Raw genomic sequence first — 23,592 nt, forward strand, 5'->3', positions numbered from 1 at the left:
CAAAGTGTTCTTATTTTCAATAATGAAAAACCTAACACTTATATCTTTTATTTTTTGCCCCGCTGGCTGGAGAATACTGGACAATGGCTAACATTGAAATCAGACAAGAATCGCCGACTGCTTTTTATATTAAAGTGCACGACACTGATAATGTGGCGATTATTGTTAACGATAACGGATTAAAAGCAGGAACGCGTTTCCCTGACGGTCTGGAATTAATTGAGCATATTCCCCAGGGGCATAAAGTGGCTCTGGTGGATATTCCCCATAATGGCGAAATTATCCGCTACGGCGAAGTCATCGGCTATGCCGTTCGCGATATCGTGAAGGGCAGCTGGATTGATGAGTCCACGGTCATTCTGCCGGAAGCGCCGCCGCTGAACACGCTCCCGCTGGCCACCAAAGTACCGGAGGCGTTACCGCCGCTGGAAGGCTACACCTTCGAAGGCTACCGCAACGCCGACGGCAGCGTGGGGACCAAAAACCTGCTGGGCATCTCCACCAGCGTGCACTGCGTGGCGGGCGTGGTGGATTACGTGGTCAAGATTATTGAACGCGATCTGCTGCCAAAATACCCGAACGTCGATGGCGTCGTAGGTCTTAACCACCTGTACGGCTGCGGCGTGGCGATTAACGCTCCAGCAGCCATTGTGCCAATTCGCACCATCCATAATATCGCCTTGAACCCGAACTTTGGCGGCGAAGTGATGGTCGTCGGCCTCGGCTGTGAAAAACTGCAGCCGGAGCGCCTGCTGCAAGGCACCGAAGATGTGCAGAGCATCCCGGTTGATAGCGCCAGCATTGTGCGTCTGCAGGACGAGCAGCATGTCGGCTTTAGATCGATGGTCGACGACATTCTGCAGGTCGCTGAACGCCACCTGGAAAAACTCAATAAACGCCAGCGCGAAACCTGCCCGGCATCTGAACTGGTCGTTGGGATGCAGTGCGGCGGCAGCGATGCCTTCTCCGGCGTCACCGCCAACCCGGCAGTGGGCTACGCGTCTGACCTGCTGGTACGCTGCGGCGCAACCGTCATGTTCTCAGAAGTCACCGAAGTGCGTGATGCGATCCACCTGCTCACCCCGCGCGCCATCAACGAAGAGGTCGGTAAACGCCTGCTGGAAGAGATGGCCTGGTACGATAACTACCTCGATATGGGCCAAACCGACCGCAGCGCCAACCCATCTCCGGGTAACAAGAAAGGCGGCCTGGCAAACGTGGTAGAAAAAGCGCTGGGCTCTATCGCCAAATCCGGCAAAAGCGCCATTGTGGAAGTGCTGTCACCGGGCCAGCGCCCAACCAAACGAGGCCTGATTTATGCCGCTACCCCGGCAAGCGATTTTGTCTGCGGCACACAACAGGTGGCCTCCGGCATTACCGTGCAGGTCTTCACCACCGGGCGCGGTACGCCTTACGGCCTGATGGCCGTGCCGGTCATTAAGATGGCTACCCGTACAGAGCTGGCGAACCGCTGGTATGACTTAATGGATATCAACGCCGGGACCATTGCCACGGGCGAAGAGACCATCGAGGATGTGGGCACGAAGCTGTTTGAGTTCATTCTGGACGTGGCGAGCGGGCGTAAGAAAACCTTCTCGGATCAGTGGGGTCTGCATAACCAGCTGGCGGTATTTAACCCGGCGCCGGTGACCTGATTCACCGACGCACCAGCATAATGACAACCGGGATAGCCCTGACGCTATCCCGGTTTTTTTATTCCGATGCCGCCACCAGCGTGACATCAATGCCGCTTTTGCGCAGCCCTTCCAGGCTTTCTGCCGGGATCCCCTCATCCACGATAATCATATCCACGCGCTGCATATCAATAATCTTATGCAGGCTAGAGCGGTTAAATTTGCTGGAGTCGGTGACCACAATAATCTTCTCTGCCACTTCGCTCATCCGCCGATTCAGCCGTGCCTCATCTTCATTATGGGTACTGATCCCACGCTCAAGATCGATCGCATCCACGCCGAGGAACAGCATATCGAAATGGTAATTCTGCAGCGACTGCTCCGCCTGGTCACCGTAGAACGATTGCGACTGACGGCGCAGATGGCCGCCGGTCATCAGCAGCTCAACGCCTTCTGCATCCAGCAACGCATTCGCCACGTTCATACCGTTGGTCATGGCAATCACGTCCGTATGCTGACGCAGACGGCGCGCAATCTCATACGTGGTGGTTCCCGAGTCGAGAATAATGCGATGCCCCGGCTTTATCAGTTGAACCGCTACGTCGGCAATACGGCGTTTGATCGCGGTATTCAGCGAACTTTTGTCCTCAACCGATGGCTCATTTCCCGGCTGGCTACCGTCACAGATTAACGCGCCGCCGTAGGCACGCACCGCAATACCCTGCTTTTCGAGAAATGCCAGATCGTTACGGATAGTAACGGTCGATACGCCAAAGTAGGTGGAAAGATCGTTAACCTGAACGCTTCCCTGCTGGCGCAAGCGCTGAATAATGAGTTCACGCCTTTCACTGGTGCCAGTGATGCGTTTTTCTGCGGACGAATCCGTGCGGCTCATAGTGATCCCTTAATTCAATCTTTCGTTTCATTTCGATTCCCCTATTAACGCCTTTCCTTTAGCAGATTGCAAGCGCCAGAATTGGCACTTGCCCCGTATCATCGGCCATCTGAATCTTTCATTACGTTTCTTTTGTGAAACAGATCGGAAAATGAAAACCTTTCGTTTTATTTTTTAAATGACGTAATGCACTATAAAGTGAAATAAAACGAAAGATTAAAATTAAAACCATCGAATACGGAGAGGAAAGTGAAACATCTCATAGAAATGGTGGAACAACACAAACGGGGGAACGCAAAGGGCATTTATGCCGTTTGTTCAGCACATCCGCTGGTGCTGGAGTCCGCGATGCGCCTGGCGCTGCAAAACCATAGCCCATTACTGATTGAAGCCACCTCCAACCAGGTCGATCAGTTTGGCGGCTATACCGGTATGACGCCCGCTGATTTTCATCGTTTCGTCCATCAACTCGCTGATACTTTACAGTTGCCGCGCGAGCAGCTGATTCTTGGCGGCGATCACCTCGGCCCAAACCGCTGGCAAACGCTGCCTGCCGAAACGGCCATGGCCAATGCCGACGAGCTGATCAAAAGCTACGTTGCCGCCGGATTCAAAAAAATCCACCTTGATTGCAGCATGTCCTGTGCCGACGATCCCGTGCCGCTGACCGATGCAATCGTTGCGGCGCGCGCGGCACGTCTTGCTGCCATCGCCGAAGAGACCTGCAAAATGCGCTTCGGGTACTCTGACCTGGTGTACGTCATTGGCACCGAGGTTCCGGTCCCTGGCGGCGCGCACGAAGCGCTTACTGAACTTGCCGTCACCACCCCGGAGGCGGCTCAGGCCACGTTGCAGGCGCACCATCATGCCTTTGAAGCGCTGGGGCTCGCCGATCTCTGGTCACGTATCATTGCCTTAGTGGTTCAGCCTGGCGTTGAGTTTGACCACACCAACGTCATCGATTACCAGCCGCAGAAAGCCGCGGCGCTGAGCAAAATGGTGGAGTCGCACCCGGCACTGGTCTTTGAAGCCCACTCCACCGACTACCAAACGCCGCACGCCCTGCGTCAGTTGGTTATCGATCACTTTGCCATTTTGAAAGTTGGCCCGGCGCTCACCTTCGCCCTGCGCGAAGCGCTGTTTTCACTGGCCGGAATTGAAGAAGAGTTGTTGCCCGCTAAAGCCATTTCGGGGCTGCGCCGCGAGCTGGAAAACGTCATGCAGGATCGCCCCGAATACTGGCAGAGCCACTACCATGGCGATAGCAATACGCGCCGGCTGGCACGAAGCTATAGCTACTCGGATCGCATGCGCTACTACTGGCCTGATGCCCAGGTCGACAACGCCTACGAACGGCTGGTACGCAACCTGGCGGATACTCCAATTCCTCTGCCGTTGATAAGCCAGTATCTCCCTTTGCAATACGCCAGAGTCCGGGAAGGCAAGCTGAGCGCGACGCCGCACGCGCTCATCATCGACCATATTCAGGACGTTTTACGCCAATACCACGCCGCCTGCCAGGGCACTGAATCCGATAGCGAATAACAATTAAGAGGAAAATGCTATGCCAAACATTGTGTTAAGCCGTATTGATGAACGTTTGATTCATGGTCAGGTCGGGGTGCAGTGGGTAGGGTTTGCGGGGGCAAACCTGGTACTCGTTGCCAACGATGAAGTCGCAGAAGACACCGTACAGCAGAACCTCATGGAGATGGTGCTGGCCGAAGGGATCGCCGTGCGTTTCTGGTCGTTACAGAAGGTCATCGACAACATTCATCGCGCCGCAGACCGACAAAAGATCCTGCTGGTGTGCAAAAACCCCGCCGATTTCCTCACGCTGGTTGAGGGCGGCGTACCGGTTAAGCGCATCAACGTCGGCAACATGCACTATGCCGAAGGCAAAAAGCAGATAGCCAAAACGGTCTCTATTGATGCTAACGACACGAAGGCTTTCAACGGGCTGAAAACGGAAGGCGTTGAATGCTTCGTCCAGGGCGTTCCCACCGAACCCGCTTTAGATCTCTATAAACTCATCTGAGGTAATTGCGATGGAAATCAACTTACTACAGGCGTTTGCGCTGGGCATCCTCGCCTTTATCGCTGGCCTGGATATGTTTAACGGTTTAACGCACCTGCACCGCCCCGTGGTATTGGGGCCGCTGGTCGGCCTGATTCTCGGTGACCTGCATACCGGTATTTTGACCGGTGGGACGCTGGAGTTGGTATGGATGGGTCTGGCACCGCTGGCCGGCGCCCAGCCGCCTAACGTCATTATCGGCACCATCGTCGGCACCACGTTTGCGATTACCACCGGCGTAAAACCCGACGTCGCTGTGGGCGTCGCCGTACCGTTCGCCGTCGCGGTACAGATGGGTATTACCTTCCTGTTTTCTGTCATGTCGGGCGTCATGTCACGCTGTGACCGCATGGCCTCAAACGCGGATACTCAGGGCATTGAACGCGTTAACTACCTGGCGCTGCTGGCGCTCGGCACCTTCTACTTCTTATGCGCCTTTTTACCGATTTACTTCGGTGCGGAGCATGCCAAAACCGCGATGAGCGTTCTGCCTGAGCGTTTGATCGATGGCCTCGGCGTGGCGGGCGGCATCATGCCAGCCATCGGCTTTGCCGTACTGCTGAAAATCATGATGAAAAACGTCTACATCCCTTACTTCATCATCGGCTTTGTCGCCGCCGCCTGGCTCAAACTGCCGGTGCTGGCAATTGCCGCCGCCGCGCTGGCGATGGCGATGATCGACCTGCTGCGTAAGAACCCGGAACCTAAAGTGTCTCAGGCACAGAACGAGGAATTTGAAGATGGCATCTAATCAAACCACCCTGCCGAATGTTGCCGAAAGCGAAGAGACACTGCTAAGCGGCGTGAACGAAAACGTGTATGAAGATCAGACCATTGGCGCAGAGTTAACGCGAAAAGACATCAACCGCGTGGCCTGGCGTTCCATGCTGCTACAGGCCTCTTTTAACTATGAACGTATGCAGGCATCGGGCTGGCTGTATGGCCTGCTGCCCGCGCTGAAAAAGATCCACACCAATAAACGCGACCTGGCGCGAGCCATGAAAGGGCACATGGGATTCTTCAACACCCACCCTTTCCTCGTCACCTTTGTCATCGGCATTATTCTGGCGATGGAGCGCTCCAAGCAGGATGTTAACAGCATCCAGAGCACCAAAATCGCGGTCGGCGCGCCGTTAGGCGGCATTGGTGATGCGATGTTCTGGCTCACGCTGCTGCCAATTTGCGGCGGTATTGGCGCAAGCCTGGCGCTTCAGGGTTCCATTCTGGGTGCCGTGGTCTTTATTGTGATGTTCAACGTTGTGCACCTGGGCCTGCGCTTTGGCCTCGCCCACTATGCTTATCGCATGGGGGTCGCCGCCATTCCGTTGATCAAGGCGAACACCCAGAAGGTCGGCCATGCGGCTTCTATTGTCGGAATGACGGTGATTGGCGCGCTGGTAGCGACCTACGTCCGCTTAGCCACAACGCTTCAGATTACCGCCGGTGACGCCATCGTCAAACTGCAGACCGATGTCATTGATAAGCTGATGCCCGCGTTTCTACCGCTGGTCTACACCATGACCATGTTCTGGCTGGTGCGCCGTGGCTGGAGCCCGCTGCGTCTGATTGGGATCACTGTGCTGTTAGGCGTGGTCGGCAAGTTTGCCCATTTCCTGTAAGTAAAAGAGGTCACAATGTTAGGCATTATTCTTTGTGGGCACGGCGGTTTCGCGACCGGTCTGGAACAAGCGATGAAGCAGATCCTGGGCGAACAGCCGCAGTTTATCGCCATCGATTTTCCTGAAGCCTCAACAACCGCACTGCTCACCTCACAGCTGGAAACCGCAATGACCCAGCTGGACCCCGAGCAGGACATCGTCTTTCTGACCGATTTATTGGGCGGAACACCTTTCCGCGTAGCTTCCACGCTCGCCATGCAAAAACCGGGCAGCGAAGTGATCACCGGTACGAACCTTCAGCTGCTGCTGGAAATGGTGCTGGAACGTGAAGGGTTAACCAGCACGGCATTTCGTCTCCAGGCGCTGGAGTGCGGGCACCGCGGGCTGACCAGCCTGGTCGATGAGCTCAAGAATTGCCGCGAAGAGGTAGCGGTAGAGGAAGGGATATGACCCAGGTACTACGCGCACGCAGGGTGCTGAGCGAAGACGGCTGGCTGGACGACCATCAGGTCCATCTCGTTGAGGGTCAGATAGCACAAATCACGCCGATTCCTGCCGGCATCACCGCGCGCGACGTCGACCTGCTGTGCCCGGCTTATCTCGACCTCCACGTTCACGGCGGCGCGGGCGTCGATGTGATGGATGATGACCCGCGCGCACTGGAGACACTGGCGATACACAAAGCCTGCGAGGGCGTCGGGGCCTGGCTCCCGACTACCGTCACCGCTCCGCTACCCGCGATTGAAGGTGCGCTCAGACGGATCGCCCAGCGCGTTCAATGTGGCGGCGAAGGTGCAATGCTACTGGGGAGCTATCTTGAGGGGCCGTACTTCACGCCGCAAAACAAGGGAGCCCACCCGCCCGAACTGTTTCGCGAACTGAACATCAATGAGCTGGATGCGTTGATTGCCCAGTCGCAAAACACGCTTCGCGTGCTGGCGCTGGCGCCAGAAAAAGCCGGTGCGCTGGAAGCCATTGCCCATCTCAAGCGACGCGGCATTCGCGTAATGCTCGGCCATAGCGCCGCTACCCACGCGCAGACCGTAGCCGCCCTGGATGCTGGTGCGGATGGGCTGGTGCACTGTTTTAACGGCATGACCGGCCTGCACCACCGAGAGCCAGGCATGGTTGGCGCAGGCCTGACCGACCCGCGCGCCTGGCTTGAGTTGATTGCCGACGGTCACCACGTTCACCCGGCGGCCATGCAGCTTTGCGCGCACTGCGCCCCTGAGCGCACGGTGCTTATCACCGATGCAATGCGGGCGGCCGGGATGCCTGACGGTCGCTACGACATCTGCGGTTATGAGGTCGAGATGCGCGGAGGTATCGTGCGAACGTCGTCCGGCAGCCTGGCAGGCAGCACGCTCTCGGTCGATGTGGCGGTAAAAAACATGGTGGAGATGGCGGGCGTCAGCGTAGAAGAGGCAATCCGCATGGCCTCTCTGCATCCCGCCCGGCTCCTCGGTATGGAGGACCGCCTCGGGTCGATTGGCGTTGGCAAGCTGGCGAACTTGATTGAACTTAACGTTCATCTTGAGGTGCAGAAAATCTGGATCAAGGGCATACCGTTAAACCTTTAGTCTTTCATTGTCTATCATCGTGGTCCCGGCGTCGATGCGCCGGGGCCTTTCTTTTCCTTTCGTCTTACGACCAAAAACCTTTCACCAATAAAACATAACCCACTGAATAACAAGAACAAGCAAAACAAAAACCGTTCACGGCTCTAATTTTTCGTTTTATTTTCATTTTCTCAATTGAACTTTCGATTTCTTTTCTGTAGATTTTATTTAACAGCAAAAGCATTAAAGTGAAACGAAACGAAAGACAAACATGAGCAGCACCACTTTCTGATGCTGAGTTCATACGATTAAGGATTGCGTTATGTCAGAAACCTACACCCCGTCTCGCACCAGAACCCGTTCCTGGACTGAAGAAGAAATCCATCAGCAGCCTGACAGCTGGCTTCGTTCTTTGTCCCAGATCGATAGCGCACGCCAGTCGATTGACAACTTTCTTGCCCCGCTGCTGGCTCGGCACGATCTGCAGATCGTCCTCACAGGCGCGGGCACCTCGGCCTTTATTGGCGACATGATCGCCCCGTGGCTGAGCCACCATAGCGGCAAAGATTTTCGTTCAATTCCCACTACCGATCTGGTTTCTAACCCGATGGATTATCTGAGAATTGAAGGCCCGCTGCTGCTGGTGTCATTCGCGCGATCTGGCAACAGCCCAGAAAGCGTGGCGGCGGTCGATCTGGTTAATCAGCTGGTTCCCGAGTGCTATCACCTGGTGATCACCTGCAACGAAGCGGGAAGCCTGTACCTGAACGCCCGCCAAAGCGCTAACGCGTTGGTACTGCTGATGCCTGCCGAGACCCACGATCGTGGTTTTGCGATGACCAGCAGCATCACCACCATGATGGCAAGCTGCCTGTCCGTTTTCGCCGCGGACGCAATCAACAGTCGCACCTTCCAGGATGTCGCCAGACGCTGCCAAACGATCCTCAGCAAACTGGGCGATGGCGCAGACGGCGTGTTCGGCCAGCAATCCTGGAAACGTATCGTCTATCTGGGCAGCGGCGGCCTACAAGGCACCGCGCGTGAATCTGCATTGAAGGTGCTGGAGTTAACCGCCGGTAAAATTGCCGCCTTCTACGACTCCTCCACCGGCTTCCGTCATGGCCCTAAATCACTGGTTGATAGCGAAACGCTGATCGTCATGTTCGTCTCCAGCCACCCTTATACCCGCCTGTACGATCTGGATCTGCTGGCAGAACTGCGCCGTGACCAGCTTGCCATGCGCGTTGTGGCCATTGCCGCCGAAGCCGATGAAGCGATCGTCGCAGGTCCTCATATTCTGCTGCCGCCATCGCGCCCGTTTAGCGATGTCGAGCAGGCTTTCTGTTTCCTGATGTACGCCCAGATTTTCGCGCTGTCGGAGTCCATCAACGCCGGTATCACGCCGGATACGCCTTCCGCCAGCGGCACGGTTAACCGCGTGGTACAGGGCGTCAACATTCACCAATGGCGCGGCTAAGAGGATTGAATCATGGCTATTATTTCCACGAAATACCTGCTCCAGGATGCCCAGGCAAAGGGCTACGCGGTTCCCGCATTTAACATTCATAACGCCGAAACGATCCAGGCGATCCTTGAGGTATGCAACGAAATGCAATCCCCGGTGATCCTCGCCGGTACGCCAGGGACGTTTAAGCACATTGCCTTTGAAGAGATCTACGCCCTGTGTGAAGCCTACTCCACCAGTTACGACTTTCCGCTGGCCCTGCATCTCGACCACCACGAGTCGCTGGCAGACATCCGCCGCAAAGTGCACGCCGGCGTGCGTAGCGCAATGATTGACGGCAGCCACTTCCCGTTTGATGAAAATGTGAAGCTGGTGAAATCGGTCGTCGACTTTTGTCACCATAACGACTGCAGCGTTGAAGCGGAGTTGGGGCGGCTTGGCGGCGTAGAGGATGATATGAATGTCGACGAAGAGAGCGCCTTCTTTACCGACCCGCAGGAAGCGCGCCGCTTCGTTGAGCTGACCGGCGTAGACAGCCTGGCAGTCGCCATTGGCACCGCCCACGGTCTCTATACCAAGCGTCCAAAAATCGACTTCAACCGTCTGGCAGAGATCCGCAAGGTGGTGGATATTCCTTTAGTCCTGCACGGTGCCAGCGACGTTCCCGACGAGTTTGTTCGCCAGGCCATTGAGCTGGGCATTTGCAAAGTTAACGTCGCGACCGAGCTCAAAATCGCCTTTGCCGATGCGGTGAAACGGTGGTTTGCTGAGAACCCGGAAGGTAACGATCCGCGCTACTACATGCGCGTGGGGATGGATGCGATGAAGGAAGTGGTCAGAAACAAAATCAACGTCTGCGGCTCAGCGCAGAGAATTCAGACGGGCGCAGCGGCTACGGCCTAAGCGCTGATACAAAGGGGCCCGGAAATCCCGAGCCTCTTTTGTATTTCAGGTTCTATATTGCACAGGTTTTCAGGCTTTTTCCCTACTCCCCCTGCTGCTCCAGCGCATACTTATACAGCGCATTCTTCTTCACGCCGTGGATTTCCGCCGCCAGCGCCGCCGCCTTCTTCAACGGCAGTTCAGCCTGTAACAACGCCAGTGTGCGCAGCGCGTCGGCAGGCAGTTCGTCTTCCTGCGCTTTGTGCCCTTCTACAATCAGCACCATCTCGCCTTTACGGCGGTTTTCATCTTCCTTCACCCACGCCAGCAACTCGCCCACCGGCGCGCCGTGAATGGTTTCCCAGGTTTTGGTCAGCTCACGCGCCAGCACCACGTAGCGAGATTCGCCCCAGACGGCGACCATATCTTCCAGGCTGTCGAGCAGACGGTGGGTGGATTCATAGTAAATCAGCGTACGCGGCTCGGCTTCGATGGCCTTCAGCGTATCGCGGCGGCCTTTGGATTTGGCCGGCAGGAAGCCTTCGTAACAGAAACGGTCCGACGGCAGACCGGCGGCGCTCAGGGCGGCAATCGCCGCGCACGGACCCGGCAGCGGCACGACGCGGATCCCCGCTTCGCGACAGGTACGCACCAGATGGTAGCCAGGGTCGTTGATAAGCGGCGTTCCGGCGTCAGAAACCAGCGCGATGTTCTGCCCTTCCTTCAGTTTTGCCACCAGCGTTTCCGCCTTTTGTTGCTCATTGTGATCGTGTAAGGCAAACAAACGGGCATTAATGGCGAAGTGTTGCAGCAATAAACCTGTATGACGGGTGTCTTCAGCCGCAATTAAATCAACAGCTTGCAATACTTCGAGCGCTCGTTGGGTAATATCAGCCAAATTTCCGATAGGAGTAGGTACAATAAAGAGTTGGCCTTGAGAATTATCCGCCGATTCGTGTTGTTTCATTGTTTCGTCCGTATTGCCGATTTAATATTGAGCATTGCGTAAAAAATATTACTGGATACAGAATGGTACCCTCAACATTTTCTCGTATGAAAGCCGCGCGCTGTCTGCCGGTAATCCTGGCAGCGCTGCTGTTTGCAGGCTGTGGCACCCAGGCCCCCGATCAGAGTGCAGCCCAACTTCAGGGCGCGACGCAGGCTGACTCCGGCTTTTATCTGCAGCAGATGCAGCAAAGCTCGAATGATAGCAAGACCAACTGGCAATTACTCGCCATTCGTTCATTGCTGAAGGAAGGTAAGAGCCAGCAGGCGCTGGAGCTGTTCAATCAGCTGCCGCAGCAGTTGAACGCAGCCCAACGTCAGGAGCAGGCGCTGTTAGCGGTTGAACTGAAGCTGGCGCAGAAAGATTACGCCGGTGCACAGGCGCTGCTGCAAAAGCTGAAGGCCGATGATTTCGACAGTGCGCTGCAGGCGCGTTTCTGGCAGGACACCATCAGCGCCGAGCAGGGTAAGCCGTCCCTGACGCTGCTGCGCGCCCTGATTGCCCAGGCACCGCTGCTGACCACTCAGCCGGAAAGACAGCAAAACAGCGATGCCACCTGGCAGGCGCTTTCCTCCATGACCCAGGAGCAGGCCAATGCGCTGGTTATCAATGCGGATGAAAACGTGCTACAAGGCTGGCTCGATTTGCAGCGCGTCTGGTTCGATAACCGTAACGATCCCGATATGCTGAAGGCCGGTATTAAAGACTGGCAGACTCGCTATCCACAGAACCCAGGCGCGAAAGTGCTGCCATCACAGCTGGCGAACGTGCAGAACTTTAAGCCCGCATCGGTCAACAAAATCGCCCTGCTGCTGCCGTTAAACGGCCAGGCCGCGGTGTTTGGCCGCACCATCCAGCAAGGTTTTGAGGCGGCGAAGAACGGCACTATGCCGGTAAGCGGCAGCGCGGTACCGGAACAGGTCGCGCAAGCAGCGACCACCGCCGTGGTGAGCCCATCTCAGGCTGAAGTTACCGACCTGACTACGCCGCAAAGCCAGGTACCAGCGGCGGCTCCAGTTCAGGCCGCACAGGCCAACAACGCAGCCGCACCTGCAGCTCAGGCTCCAGCGGCCGACGCGGCTCCTGCTCAAACACCGGCAGTGCAGCCCGTCGCGAGCGTAGCAGCAAACCCATCGGCAGAGCTGAAAATCTACGATACCTCTTCCCAGCCGCTGAGCCAGATTCTGGCGCAGGCGCAGCAGGACGGCGTCAGCCTGGTGGTTGGCCCGCTGTTGAAAAACAACGTTGAAGAGCTGATGAAGAGCAACACCACGCTTAACGTGCTGGCGCTGAACCAGCCGGAAGCGGTAAGCAACCGTCCTAACATCTGCTACTTCGCGCTGTCGCCGGAAGATGAAGCCCGCGATGCGGCACGTCATATTCACGATCAGGGCAAACAGTCTCCGCTGCTGCTGGTGCCGCGTAACGCCCTCGGCGATCGTGTCACCCAGGCCTTCGCCGACGAGTGGCATAAAATCGGCGGTGGTACAGTCTTACAGCAGAAGTTTGGTTCACTGTCCGAGCTGAAAGGCGGCGTGAACGGTGGTTCCGGTATCTCGCTGTCTGGCACCCCGGTTATCTCCGCGCAGTCTCAGCCGCAGGGCGTCACCATCGGTAACCTGACTATTCCAGCCGCACCGACCGACGCGCAAATCACCGGCAGCAACAAGGTAGACGCGGCTTATATCCTGGCAACCCCGGAAGAGATCGCCTTTATCAAACCGATGATTGCGATGCGTAACGGCAGCCAGAGCGGCGCAATGCTGTACGCCAGCTCCCGCAGCGCACAGGGTACCGCTGGCCCGGACTTCCGTCTGGAGATGGAAGGCCTGCAGTACAGCGAAATCCCAATGCTTGCCGGCAGCAACCCGGCGCTGATGCAGCAGGCGCTGCGCGCGGTGAACAACGACTATTCACTGGCTCGTCTCTATGCCATGGGCGCGGATGCCTGGGCGCTGGCCAACCACTTCGCGCAGATGCGCGGCGTGCCGGGCTTTGAGCTGAACGGTAATACCGGCGATCTCAGCGCCACTTCGGACTGCGTGATTAACAGGAAGTTATCATGGCTCAAATACCAGCAGGGGCAGATAGTCCCCGCCAGTTAACCACAAAACAGGTTGGCGACGCCGTGGAACAGCGCGCGCGTCGCTGGCTTGAAGACCAAGGACTGGCATTTATCGCCGCCAACGTGCGCGAGCGCAGCGGCGAAATTGATTTGATTATGCGGGAAGGGACGGTCACGGTTTTCGTGGAAGTTCGCTATCGCCGCTCCGGGTTCTATGGCGGTGCTGCCGCCAGTGTGACCCGGAGCAAACAAAACAAACTGTTACAGACTGCCCGCTTGTGGCTTGCCCGCCACAATGGGAGTTTTGATACTGTGGATTGCCGTTTCGATGTGATAGCCTTCACCGGCAATGAAATCGAATGGTTTTCAAACGCTTTTAGCTCATAGAATGTAAAGGGATATCGTGCTCGAAAGAATCAAAGTGTGCTTCACCGAAAGCATTCAAACCCAAATCGCCGCGGCGGAAGCGCTCCCGGACGCTATCTCCCGAGCTGCGATGACCCTGGTACAGTCGCTGCTGAACGGCAACAAAATTCTCTGTTGTGGTAACGGTTCATCCGCCGCCAACGCACAGCATTTTGCTGCCTGCATGATTAACCGTTATGAAACAGAGCGTCCCGGTTTACCCGCGATTGCACTTAATTCCGATAATGTGGTCTTAACGGCAATAGCGAACGATCGCCTGCATGATGAAATCTACGCCAAGCAGGTACGCGCGCTGGGTCACGCTGGTGATGTTCTGCTGGCTATTTCAACCCGTGGTAACAGTCGCGATATCGTCAAGGCGGTAGAAGCGGCTGTCACGCGTGACATGACGATCGTCGCACTGACCGGCTATGACGGCGGTGAACTGGCGGGCCTGCTCGGTCAACAGGATGTGGAGATCCGCATTCCGTCGCACCGCAGCGCCCGTATCCAGGAGATGCACATGCTCACGGTAAACTGTCTGAGTGATTTAATTGATAACACCCTTTTCCCACACCAGGACGACTAAGGAGAACAAATGAAGGTGATTTCGACCCTCGCGGTCCTTATTTCCGCACTGCTGCTCCAGGGATGTATTGCAGCTGCCGTTGTCGGCACGGCTGCAGTCGGTACCAAGGCCGCAACTGACCCCCGCACGGTGGGAACTCAGGTGGATGACAGCACGCTGGAAGTTCGTGTGAACAGCGCCCTGTCTAAAGATGCGCAAATTAAGAAAGAGGCGCGCATTAACGTGACCGCCTACCAGGGTAAAGTGTTGCTGACCGGCCAGACGCCGGATCTTAGCCTCGCCACCCGTGCGAAGCAGATCGCCGTTGGCGTTGATGGCGCAACCGAAGTGTATAACGAAATTCGCCAGGGCCAGCCGATTAGCCTCGGTACCTCGTCTTCCGATACCTGGATTACCACTAAAGTCCGCTCCCAGCTGCTGGCGAGCGATCAGGTGAAATCCTCTAACGTGAAGGCGACTACCGAAAATGGTGAAGTGTTCCTGATGGGTCTGGTCACCGACCGTGAAGGTAAAGCCGCGGCCGATATCGCCAGCCGCGTTAGCGGCGTGAAGCGCGTGACTACCGCGTTCACCCCAATTCAATAACGTCTCACACCTTGCCCGGCAGGTTCACTGCCGGGCGATTTCCCTCAGCTTACGCGACGACAGAATCTCTACCTGTGTATTTCCCGGGTGCTTTGCCGTACTCAGCATCGCCTTTGCCACATCGTGTGCTTCAATCGCCTTCCAGTTCCCCGGTAGCAGGCTAAACAGCGGCGCCAACAGACGCTCGTTCAGACGCGGTGTGCCGCGTTGACCGAGTAGCATTGAAGGTCTTGCGATAACCAACTGCGGCCAGCCCTGGTCTATCAGCGCCGCTTCCATTTCACCTTTCACCCGATTGTAGAAAAAGGGGGAGTTCGCGTTTGCTCCCATCGCGCTGACCACCAGCAACTGCTGAGCGCCCAGCCGCAGGCCGGAGTGGGCGGTTTCCAGCACCAGATCGTAGTCGACGTGGCTGAAAGCGGCCTTCGAGCCTGCATCGCGGATCGTGGTGCCAAGGCAGCAGAAAACGGTATCGACGGGCGACGCGACCTTCGCCAGCGCCGCGCTGAGATCGGGGTCGTGCGGGTTGACGATCCCAAAGGCGTGCTCCAGCGGATGGCGCGTAGGCGCGACGATGGATTCCACCTGCGACTCCCGGCGAAGCATGTTAAGTAAGTGCCCACCAACAAGGCCGGTGGCACCGGTAATGAGAACGTGGTGCATGGGGGTCTCCGTATTATGGTTCACCGCTTGTCGTTTGTAGGCCTGATAAGCGCAGCGCCATCAGGCAATACGGTACACATTGCCGGATGGCGGCGTAACCACCTTATCCGGCCTACAAACTACGCCTGTGCCGATACAACCATATCAATTTATAGGCCGCCGGAATGATAAACAGCGACAGCAGCGGCGCGGTGATCATGCCACCAATCATCGGCGCGGCAATGCGGCTCATCACTTCAGAACCGGCCCCGGTTCCCCATAGTATGGGCAACAGCCCGGCAATAATCACGGCCACCGTCATCGCCTTAGGCCGCACGCGCAGCACTGCCCCATGATACAGCGCTTCGTCCAGCGCCTGCGGGCTAAAGGTGTCGGCCTTTTGCAACCGCGGTTCGGCTTCAATCGCATGACGCAGATACATCAGCATCACCACGCCAAACTCGGCCGCCACCCCCGCCAGGGCGATAAACCCGGTCCCGGTTGCTACCGACATATGGAACCCCTGCCAGTAGAGGAACCAGATGCCGCCCACCAGCGCAAACGGCAGGCTCATCAGAATCAGCAATGCTTCATCCACCCGGCGGAAGGCCAGATAGAGCAGAATGAAGATAATCATCACCGTCATCGGCACCATCAGCTTGAGTTTCTTATTGGCGTGCTCCAACAGCTCAAACTGCCCGGAAAACGCCACGCTGGTACCCGGCTTCAGCGTCACGCTGCGGCTAATCGCCGTTTGCAGGTCATGCACCACGGAGACCATATCGCGGTCGCGGGCATCGATGTAAATCCAGCTCGCCGGGCGCGCGTTCTCGGTTTTCAGCATCGTCGGGCCGGAGACAACCTTCACGTCCGCCACGTCGCCGAGCGTGATTTGTTGCTTCCCGGGCGTGAGGATCGGCAACTGACGCAGCGCCGTCGGGCCATCGCGGAAGCCCTGCGGATAGCGAATATTGATAGGGTAGCGCGCTACGCCCTCTACCGTTTCCCCCACCGTCGCGCCGCCAATAGCCGACGAGACAAACAGCTGCACATCGCCCACCGTCATACCGTAACGCGCGGCTTTCTCGCGGTTGATATCAACGTCGATATAGCGCCCGCCCTCCAACCGTTCTGCCAGCGCGGAGACCACGCCCGGCACGGTTTTGGCCACCGTTTCAATACGCTGGGCGGCGTCATCAATATCCGCTAGCGACGTACCGGAGACCTTGATACCAATCGGGCTCTTAATCCCGGTGGAGAGCATATCAATACGGTTACGAATTGGCGGCACCCACAGGTTCGCCAGCCCCGGCAGCCGCACGGTGGCGTCAAGCTCGTCGATAATCTTATCGAGCGTCATTCCCGGCCGCCACTGATCCTGCGGCTTGAGTTGAATGGTGGTTTCAATCATCTCCAGCGGCGCGGAGTCGGTCGCAGTTTCCGCTTTCCCTGATTTACCAAACACCGATGCCACTTCCGGCACCGTCTTAATCAGCTTATCGGTCTGCTGGAGCAGCACCGCCGCCTGCCCCGGAGAAATCCCCGGCAGGGTCGAAGGCATATACAGCAGGTCACCTTCGTTAATTTTCGGCAGAAACTCGCCGCCGACTTTGCTGAGCGGCCACAGCACGGTGAAGATAGACAGCAGCGCCACCAGCAAGGTGAGCTTCGGCCACTTCAGCACCTTCAGCAGCAGCGGGTGGTAGATCGCAATCAGGAAGCGGTTCAACGGGTTGCGCGATTCCGCCGGGATCTTACCTTTGATCCAAAAGCCCATCAGGATGGGGATCACCACGATTGCCAGCGCCGCGGCTCCGGCCATGGCATAGGTTTTGGTAAACGCCAGCGGGCCAAACAGCCGCCCTTCCTGGCCTTCAAGGGTGAAGATCGGGATAAACGACAGCGTGATAATCAGCAGGCTGATAAACAGCGCCGGCCCCACTTCCACCGCCGCGTCGGTTATCTCTTTCCAGCGAGTGGCGTTATCCATCGACTCATCAGGATGCGCCTCCTGCCAGTGTTCCAGCCGCTTGTGGGCGTTTTCGATCATCACGATCGCCGCATCCACCATCGCGCCGACGGCGATCGCGATCCCGCCCAGTGACATGATGTTGGCGTTCAGCCCCTGGAAATGCATCACGATAAAGGCGATACACAGCCCCAGCGGCAGCGAGACGATCGCCACCAGCGCCGAGCGCACGTGCCAGAGGAATAGCGCGCAGACCACCGCCACCACGATAAACTCTTCAATCAGCTTCGAGCGCAGGTTGTCGATGGCCCGGTCAATCAGCTGGCTACGGTCGTAGGTGGTGACCACCTCAACCCCTTCCGGCAGGCTTTTTTGCAGCGAAGCGAGCTTCTCTTTCACCGCCGAAATCACTTCACGGGCGTTCTTGCCGGAACGCAGTAGCACCACGCCGCCCGCCACTTCACCCTCACCGTTCATTTCAGCAATGCCACGGCGCATTTCCGGGCCGATCTGCACCCGCGCCACGTCCTTCAGATAGACCGGCACGCCGTTCGCTTCTGCTTTCAGGACGATATGGTTAAAGTCCTCCAGGCTTTTCAAATAGCCGGTGGCGCGTACCATATATTCCGCTTCGGCTATCTCCACCGATGAGCCGCCCGCCTCCTGGTTGGAGCTGGTCAGCGCCTGCTTCACCTCGCTAAGAGTGATGCCGTATTGGGCGAGCTTCATCGGGTCGACCTGCACCTGATACTGCTTCACCACGCCGCCAACGGAGGCCACTTCCGCCACGTTGGGGATGGTTTTCAGCTCATATTTCAGGAACCAGTCCTGCAGCGAACGCAGTTCGGCAAGGTCGTGCTTGCCGCTTTTGTCCACCAGCGCGTATTCAAAGATCCAGCCCACGCCGGTGGCGTCCGGGCCAATCTCCGAGCTCACGCCCTGCGGCAGCTTACCCTGCACCTGGTTGAGGTACTCCAGCACGCGCGAGCGCGCCCAGTAAAGGTCAGTGCCGTCCTCAAAAATCACGTACACGTAGGAGTCGCCAAACTGCGAGAAGCCGCGCACCGTTTTCGCCCCCGGCACCGACAGCATGGTGGTGGTGAGCGGATAAGTTACCTGATTCTCGACAATCTGCGGCGCCTGCCCCGGATAGCTGGTTTTAACAATCACCTGTACGTCAGAGAGATCCGGCAGCGCATCTACCGGCGTATTGACAATGGTCCAGCCGCCCCAGAGGCTCAAAAACAGCACGCCCATCATCACCAGAAAACGGTTGGCGACCGAGCGCCGGATAATCCATTCAATCATCACCGTCTCCTTAATGCCCGGCGTGGGCATCAGCGGTATGCCGCATTCTGTCCAGCGCGCCGCTGATATTCGCTTCCGAGTCAATCAGGAACAGGCCGTTCAGCACCACCGATTCCCCTTCCGATAGCCCCGCGCCAATGCCGGCCTGATGCTGAGATTCATGCAGCACCTGGATCTTTTTCGGCACAAACTCGCCGTTGCTTGCCACCGTAATCACCCGTTGTTCATCGCCAGTATCAATCACCGCCTGAGACGGGATCAGCAGCATCTCGTCGCTTTGCGCGTTCAGCTTCAAATAGGCGTTCATCCCCGGCTTCAGGAGCTCATCCGGGTTATTGACCTGCAAACGCACCTGCAGCGTGCGCGTGGTTTGGTCGACGCTCGGCAGGATAGACCATTTCTGGATCGGGAAGGTTTTGTCCGGATAGGCCGGGATAAACACCGTAAACTGGGTGGAGTCTTTGAGCAGATAAGCGATCGACTCCGGCACGGCGGCGGTGATCCACACCGGGTCCATGCCCTGAATCTGCGCCACCACGCTGTCTTTGGCGATGTTCATGCCGCTTTTCAGGCTAAAGGCCGTCAGTACGCCATCGATAGGCGCGGTAAGGGTAAAGCGCGTCTGTACGCGGCGAGTGCTACGCATCCGCTGGATATCCGCTTCCGGCATACCCGCCAGCCGCAGACGTTCCAGCACGCCATCGAGCTGGTTTGCTGTGCCGCCTGAGTTCGCCAGCAGCAGGTATTCGCTCTGCGCTTCCACCCACGAAGGAATGGTGACCTCAACCAGCGGCGTACCTTTACGCACTTTGTCGCCCACCGTCAGCGGGGAGACCTTTTCGATAAACCCTTCGGCACGCGCCTGGACAATCACAAACTGGTATTCGTTGTAGCTGACGTTCGCGGGAAGGGTCTGACCATAGTTGAGGCGACCCTTGCTGACCTTCTCCGTACGCAGCCCCAGGTTGTGCACCTGAGTGGGGTCGATACGGACGCCGCTTGACTGGGTATCCCCGCCCTCGTCGGCGTATTTCGCCACCAGGTCCATGTCCATAAACGGCGATTTACCCGGCTTATCGAAGCGTACGTCGGGCTTCATCGGATCGTACCAGTACAGCACCTTACGCTCGGCAGGCTGAGATTCAGCCTGGGCGTTCGGCGCAATAAAGCGGCTTATTACTGCCGTCGCCAGGCCGCCAATAATCAGGCTACAGACAATGGCAGCCGTATATTTTAATTTAGCCATCAGATTGACTTAATATCCTGAAGCAGCGAGAGGTTCCCCTGCTGAATAAAGGAGAAGTTCACGTGGCTGCCCTCTTTCAGCTGATTAATCGCCTCGGTTGGCGCGGTATAGGTAAAGCGCATGGTCATCGCCGGCCAGTCAATGGCGGGAATGGCTTCGTGGGCGATGGTGATTTTTTTCGCCGCTTTATCCACGGACTGCACCACGCCGGTACCCTGAATAACCGCCTGCTGAGCGTTCATTTCCATCATCTGGCCATGGCCGTCATGCTGCATTTCGGCTGCCTGAACGTTTGCCACCATCGCCATTAAAATCCCACCAACCAGCATCGTTACGTTACGCATATTGAGAATCTCCTGAATAAAGGGTTACGCTTTCCAGCCGCCACCGAGTGCGGTGAATAAATTAATTTCGTTGACCTGTTGGGAATAAAGTAAATCGAGGATCGCCTGCTGCGTGGTGAAGATAGAGCGCTCGGCATCGAGCACTTCGATATAGCTCACCGCCCCGCTGGCATATAATCCGCGGGCGCGCTGCAGGGTAATTTGCAGCGACGCTAAATAACGCTGCTGCGCCACCAGTTGGCCTTCGATGCTTTCGCGAAGCGACAGCGCATCCGCCACCGCTTTAAAGGCAGCCTGAATTTTCTGCTCGTAGTTCACCACCGCCTGACGCTGCTTCACGTTGGCGAGCGCCAGGTTGGCTTCGTTACGCCCGGCGTTAAAGATGGGCAGATCCACCTTCGGCACGAAGTTCCACATGCCGCTGGCGGCGTTGAATAGGTTAGAGAGCGACGAACTGCTGCTCGAAATGCCGCTGGTTAACGTTATCGACGGGAAAAAGGCCGCGCGGGCCACGCCGATGTTGGCATCCGCCGCGCGCAGCTGGTGCTCGGCCTCCATGATGTCCGGGCGCTGAAGCAGAATGGTCGACGGCAGGTTAGCCGGCAGCGGCAGTGGCTTCACCGCTGTAACGTTCTGCGCGTCGCCGCTTAACGAAGTGTTGTAAGTACCCAATAGCTGCTGCAACGCGTGATTGGCCTGCGCCAGCTCGCCTTCCCGCTTAGCGATATCCGCACGGGTGCTTTCAATCACCCCGCGCGCCTGCTCCAGCGCCAGCACGTTAGTGCTGCCGGTCACCAGCTGTTGTTCCACAAACGCGTAGGACTGCTGGTAGTTACGCAGCGTCTCTTTGGCGATCGCTAACTGCGCCGCCAGCCGCCGTTGGTTGAAGTATCCCTGCGAGACGTTGGTCACCACCACAATCTGCGCCGCGCGCTGGGCGGCCTGGCTGGCGAAGAAGCTCTGACGGTCCGCTTCGCTCATGTTTTTCAGCTTGCCGAAAAAGTCGAGCTCAAAGCTCAGGTTCAGGCCTGCGCTGTAGCTTTTAGTGGTGGCGTTTTTTCCCTGCAGGTCGCCTTCATAGCTGCCGCCCGTCGAGCCATTAAGCTGCGGGTAGCGACCGGCATCGGTCACGTTGTACTGCGCGCGCGCGGCTTCAACGTTCAACACCGCCATGCGCAAATCACGGTTGTTGCGCAGAGCAACATCAATCAGGCGTTTCGCCTGTGGGTCGACAAAAAAGGTCTGCCAGCCGGTCTCCTGCCACTGGCCGCCGCTCGGCACCAGCGCCCCCTGAGACAACGAAAACTGCTGAGGTACTACATTTTCCGGCTGTCGGTAATCCGGCGCCAGCGAGGTGCATCCGGCCAGAATGAACGCCATCATCAGCGTCAGTTGTTTTACTTTAAACATGTCACGTCCTGTTCAGCCGAATCAAAAGGGGCTGGCTATGTGGCTACTTTACGGAGGTGACTCTGTTTGCTCGGTGACAGGTTAATGACAAAGCTGTCATTTACGCGCGGTGGAACGTGATCGGCATGGCGAAAAATAAGCCGTAATAGTGGTGGGAAATAATAAAGGACCAAAAAATTGTTCTTTTTTGCTGCAATATTCATTGCCGATCACGCTTTCACGGAAAAAGGCTGGCGTGCTCACAAATTTATTCTCTTGCTATCACTCATGTTTATTTAGCGCAAAACGGCAACGGTAATCTTTTCATATGGTTATATTATAGAGAGTAAATATCGTCTGATTTTCCCTGTGAACTCATCCACATAATCATCTGATATTCATGGAATTACATTTTCGAAACATTGTTTCATCCTTGCCACACTCCTATCATCATTTTCGTTCCTTTTTTCACCAATCCTTACCTCTGTTCAGGGATGGCAAATATCTACCGTAAAAAATCGGAGTTAATATATGCAATTCAAAACCAAAGCGCTGGGTTTGGCCCTGTTAATTAGCCTTTCACATAATGCTTTCAGCGAAGAGCTGGATGTCTGGATCCGCGCCAGCAACGATTCAAAAGTGATTTATCAACAGCTTGCGGACCAGTTTAAAAAAGAGACCGGGATATCGATTAAATACTTCAACGCGGTGACCGACTTCGACCAGCGTCTGGCACGGGCGGCCACCGGCAACGCGCTGCCGGACGTGGTGTTCAACGATGCAATTATCGTCGGCCAGATGGTGCAGCTCGGCATCGTCGATGAAATTAAGCCGGGTGAGCTAAAGGGCGGCGGTGATGTCTATGAGGCGGCGTGGAAATCCACCCAACTGCCGGACGGGAAATATTACGGCGTCCCAACCTCCGCGCATACCTACGCGCTGTTTATTCGTCAGGACTGGCTGAATAAGCTCAACCTGAAAGCCCCTACCAACTGGGAGGAGCTGAAAAACGTGGCAAAAGCGTTTACCCATGACGACCCGGACGGCAACGGTAAAAACGACACCTATGGTTTTACCATGCCGTTAGCCACCACCCGCGGCTATGCCAGCTCGTTCTCATCATCCTATCTGTGGCAGGCGGGAGCAAACTACCTGGTCGCGACTCAGCCGGGGAAATTTAAAGCGGCGCTGGACAGCAAAGAGATGGTCACCGCGATGACGTTTATGCGCGGGATGGTGTGCGAAGGGCTGGCGCAGCCGGGGGCGATTAACCACACCACCGCCGATGCCAACACCTCGTTCCGTTCCGGGCAGACCGGGATGTACTCCTCCGGCCCGTACCACATCGCGCTGTTCGATAAAGATCCGGGCAAAGAGACCTACACCGTCGTGCCACCACCGGCAGGCCCCGGCGGTGCCATCTCCATGGCGGAGGGCACCACGGCATTCCTGATGAAGACCAGCCAGCATAAAGCAGCGGCGAAGCGGTTCCTTGAGTTTTTGATCTCGCCTGCGGGGCAGAAGATCGGTATGGCGACCGACAGCACCTCAATGCCGATCGTCCGTCTGCCCATTAACAAGACGCTGAACATCAAGGATTATCACGACGATCCGCGCTGGGAAGTGTTCGCAGAAACCTACGCCAAAGAGGGTCGCTACATGCCGCAGATCCCAAACTGGATCCCGGTACGACAAATCACCGCCGACGGCTTTAATAAAATCTACGCCAGCTGCGACGGCGATATTCCTGCCGTGTTGAAGGAGATTAACGGCAAGGTGAACGAGGAGTTGAAGCGCCAGAACGCGTGGGCGGAGTAAATGTAGCCCGGCCTTAAATGACAATGCTGTCATTTAAGGCCTCAGTCGTTGCCATCAACGTTCGCTCCATTAGAATGGCTCCATCACACAGCGGC

General features: G+C 56.8%; 21 protein-coding genes. 14 read left to right on the top strand and 7 right to left on the bottom strand.

What is annotated here, in order from left to right:
• Positions 1 to 83: 83 nt before the first annotated feature.
• A complete protein-coding gene (gene garD / locus ACLGE8_RS08780; RefSeq protein WP_410997980.1) occupies positions 84 to 1,655 on the top strand; it encodes a galactarate dehydratase in 1,572 nt (523 codons plus the stop codon).
• A 58-nt stretch (positions 1,656 to 1,713) separates the two neighbouring features.
• Here the strand turns inward: garD and ACLGE8_RS08785 are convergent, their stop codons facing one another.
• A complete protein-coding gene (locus ACLGE8_RS08785; RefSeq protein WP_410997982.1) occupies positions 1,714 to 2,529 on the bottom strand; it encodes a DeoR family transcriptional regulator in 816 nt (271 codons plus the stop codon).
• A gap of 249 nt (positions 2,530 to 2,778) precedes the next feature.
• Here ACLGE8_RS08785 and kbaZ point away from each other — a divergent pair, with 249 nt between their 5' ends.
• The 8 genes from kbaZ (at position 2,779) to kbaY (ending at position 10,152) form a co-directional block, all read left to right on the top strand.
• The gene (kbaZ, locus tag ACLGE8_RS08790; RefSeq protein ID WP_410997984.1) at positions 2,779 to 4,074 is read left to right on the top strand and encodes a tagatose-bisphosphate aldolase subunit KbaZ; all 1,296 of its coding nucleotides are present in this window, start codon (positions 2,779 to 2,781) and stop codon (positions 4,072 to 4,074) included.
• 19 nt (positions 4,075 to 4,093) lie between these two features.
• Positions 4,094 to 4,567 carry a PTS N-acetylgalactosamine transporter subunit IIB gene (gene agaV, locus ACLGE8_RS08795; protein WP_410997986.1) on the top strand — a complete coding sequence of 158 codons (474 nt, stop codon included), beginning with the start codon at positions 4,094 to 4,096 and terminating at the stop codon, positions 4,565 to 4,567.
• Between the two features lie 10 nt (positions 4,568 to 4,577).
• Positions 4,578 to 5,357: a PTS N-acetylgalactosamine transporter subunit IIC gene (gene agaW, locus ACLGE8_RS08800; protein ID WP_410997988.1), complete on the top strand. Its 780-nt coding sequence runs from the start codon at positions 4,578 to 4,580 to the stop codon at positions 5,355 to 5,357.
• Complete coding sequence (agaE, locus tag ACLGE8_RS08805) at positions 5,347 to 6,225, top strand: PTS N-acetylgalactosamine transporter subunit IID (RefSeq protein ID WP_410997990.1); 879 nt, start codon at positions 5,347 to 5,349, stop codon at positions 6,223 to 6,225. The genes agaW and agaE overlap by 11 nt, the downstream gene beginning before the upstream one ends.
• A gap of 15 nt (positions 6,226 to 6,240) precedes the next feature.
• Positions 6,241 to 6,675: a PTS galactosamine/N-acetylgalactosamine transporter subunit IIA gene (gene agaF / locus ACLGE8_RS08810; protein ID WP_410997992.1), complete on the top strand. Its 435-nt coding sequence runs from the start codon at positions 6,241 to 6,243 to the stop codon at positions 6,673 to 6,675.
• Positions 6,672 to 7,805, top strand: coding sequence for an N-acetylglucosamine-6-phosphate deacetylase (nagA, locus tag ACLGE8_RS08815; RefSeq protein WP_410997994.1), 1,134 nt, complete (start codon positions 6,672 to 6,674; stop codon positions 7,803 to 7,805). The genes agaF and nagA overlap by 4 nt, the downstream gene beginning before the upstream one ends.
• Positions 7,806 to 8,106: 301 nt before the next feature.
• Positions 8,107 to 9,261 (top strand): SIS domain-containing protein, encoded by a 1,155-nt coding sequence (locus tag ACLGE8_RS08820; protein WP_410997996.1) that lies wholly within the window; start codon positions 8,107 to 8,109, stop codon positions 9,259 to 9,261.
• 12 nt (positions 9,262 to 9,273) lie between these two features.
• Positions 9,274 to 10,152 carry a tagatose-bisphosphate aldolase subunit KbaY gene (gene kbaY / locus ACLGE8_RS08825; protein ID WP_410997998.1) on the top strand — a complete coding sequence of 293 codons (879 nt, stop codon included), beginning with the start codon at positions 9,274 to 9,276 and terminating at the stop codon, positions 10,150 to 10,152.
• 82 nt (positions 10,153 to 10,234) lie between these two features.
• On the opposite strand, the gene rsmI is transcribed toward kbaY, so the two are convergent.
• Positions 10,235 to 11,098: a 16S rRNA (cytidine(1402)-2'-O)-methyltransferase gene (gene rsmI, locus ACLGE8_RS08830; protein ID WP_035891050.1), complete on the bottom strand. Its 864-nt coding sequence runs from the start codon at positions 11,096 to 11,098 to the stop codon at positions 10,235 to 10,237.
• 62 nt (positions 11,099 to 11,160) lie between these two features.
• On the opposite strand from rsmI, the gene ACLGE8_RS08835 reads away from it, so the two are divergent.
• Genes ACLGE8_RS08835 through dolP form a run of 4 tightly spaced genes read left to right on the top strand, consistent with a single transcriptional unit; the run spans position 11,161 to position 14,781 of the window.
• On the top strand, positions 11,161 to 13,242 hold the full coding sequence (locus tag ACLGE8_RS08835) for a penicillin-binding protein activator (RefSeq protein WP_410998000.1): 2,082 nt from the start codon (positions 11,161 to 11,163) through the stop codon (positions 13,240 to 13,242).
• Entirely contained in the window at positions 13,200 to 13,589 is a 390-nt protein-coding gene (locus ACLGE8_RS08840) for a YraN family protein (RefSeq protein WP_410998002.1), read from the top strand. Before ACLGE8_RS08835 ends, ACLGE8_RS08840 begins: the two co-directional genes overlap by 43 nt.
• A gap of 16 nt (positions 13,590 to 13,605) precedes the next feature.
• Complete coding sequence (diaA, locus tag ACLGE8_RS08845) at positions 13,606 to 14,196, top strand: DnaA initiator-associating protein DiaA (RefSeq protein WP_368478127.1); 591 nt, start codon at positions 13,606 to 13,608, stop codon at positions 14,194 to 14,196.
• A 9-nt stretch (positions 14,197 to 14,205) separates the two neighbouring features.
• Complete coding sequence (gene dolP, locus ACLGE8_RS08850; RefSeq protein ID WP_410998004.1) at positions 14,206 to 14,781, top strand: division/outer membrane stress-associated lipid-binding lipoprotein; 576 nt, start codon at positions 14,206 to 14,208, stop codon at positions 14,779 to 14,781.
• Between the two features lie 24 nt (positions 14,782 to 14,805).
• Here the strand turns inward: dolP and ACLGE8_RS08855 are convergent, their stop codons facing one another.
• The 5 genes from ACLGE8_RS08855 to ACLGE8_RS08875 form a co-directional block, all read right to left on the bottom strand.
• Positions 14,806 to 15,444, bottom strand: coding sequence for an NAD(P)H-binding protein (locus tag ACLGE8_RS08855; RefSeq protein WP_410998006.1), 639 nt, complete (start codon positions 15,442 to 15,444; stop codon positions 14,806 to 14,808).
• A gap of 112 nt (positions 15,445 to 15,556) precedes the next feature.
• Positions 15,557 to 18,700: a CusA/CzcA family heavy metal efflux RND transporter gene (locus ACLGE8_RS08860; RefSeq protein ID WP_410998008.1), complete on the bottom strand. Its 3,144-nt coding sequence runs from the start codon at positions 18,698 to 18,700 to the stop codon at positions 15,557 to 15,559.
• 10 nt (positions 18,701 to 18,710) lie between these two features.
• On the bottom strand, positions 18,711 to 19,946 hold the full coding sequence (locus ACLGE8_RS08865) for an efflux RND transporter periplasmic adaptor subunit (protein WP_410998010.1): 1,236 nt from the start codon (positions 19,944 to 19,946) through the stop codon (positions 18,711 to 18,713).
• Positions 19,946 to 20,290, bottom strand: a complete 345-nt coding sequence (locus tag ACLGE8_RS08870; RefSeq protein WP_410998012.1) for a copper-binding protein — start codon at positions 20,288 to 20,290, stop codon at positions 19,946 to 19,948. Before ACLGE8_RS08870 ends, ACLGE8_RS08865 begins: the two co-directional genes overlap by 1 nt.
• Positions 20,291 to 20,314: 24 nt before the next feature.
• The gene (locus ACLGE8_RS08875; RefSeq protein WP_410998013.1) at positions 20,315 to 21,700 is read right to left on the bottom strand and encodes a Cu(I)/Ag(I) efflux RND transporter outer membrane protein; all 1,386 of its coding nucleotides are present in this window, start codon (positions 21,698 to 21,700) and stop codon (positions 20,315 to 20,317) included.
• A 510-nt stretch (positions 21,701 to 22,210) separates the two neighbouring features.
• Here ACLGE8_RS08875 and ACLGE8_RS08880 point away from each other — a divergent pair.
• On the top strand, positions 22,211 to 23,497 hold the full coding sequence (locus ACLGE8_RS08880) for an ABC transporter substrate-binding protein (RefSeq protein ID WP_410998014.1): 1,287 nt from the start codon (positions 22,211 to 22,213) through the stop codon (positions 23,495 to 23,497).
• The last annotated feature ends 95 nt before the right edge of the window (positions 23,498 to 23,592 follow it).

The organism is Kluyvera sp. 142486, from assembly GCF_046569695.1.
Lineage (GTDB): Bacteria > Pseudomonadota > Gammaproteobacteria > Enterobacterales > Enterobacteriaceae > Kluyvera.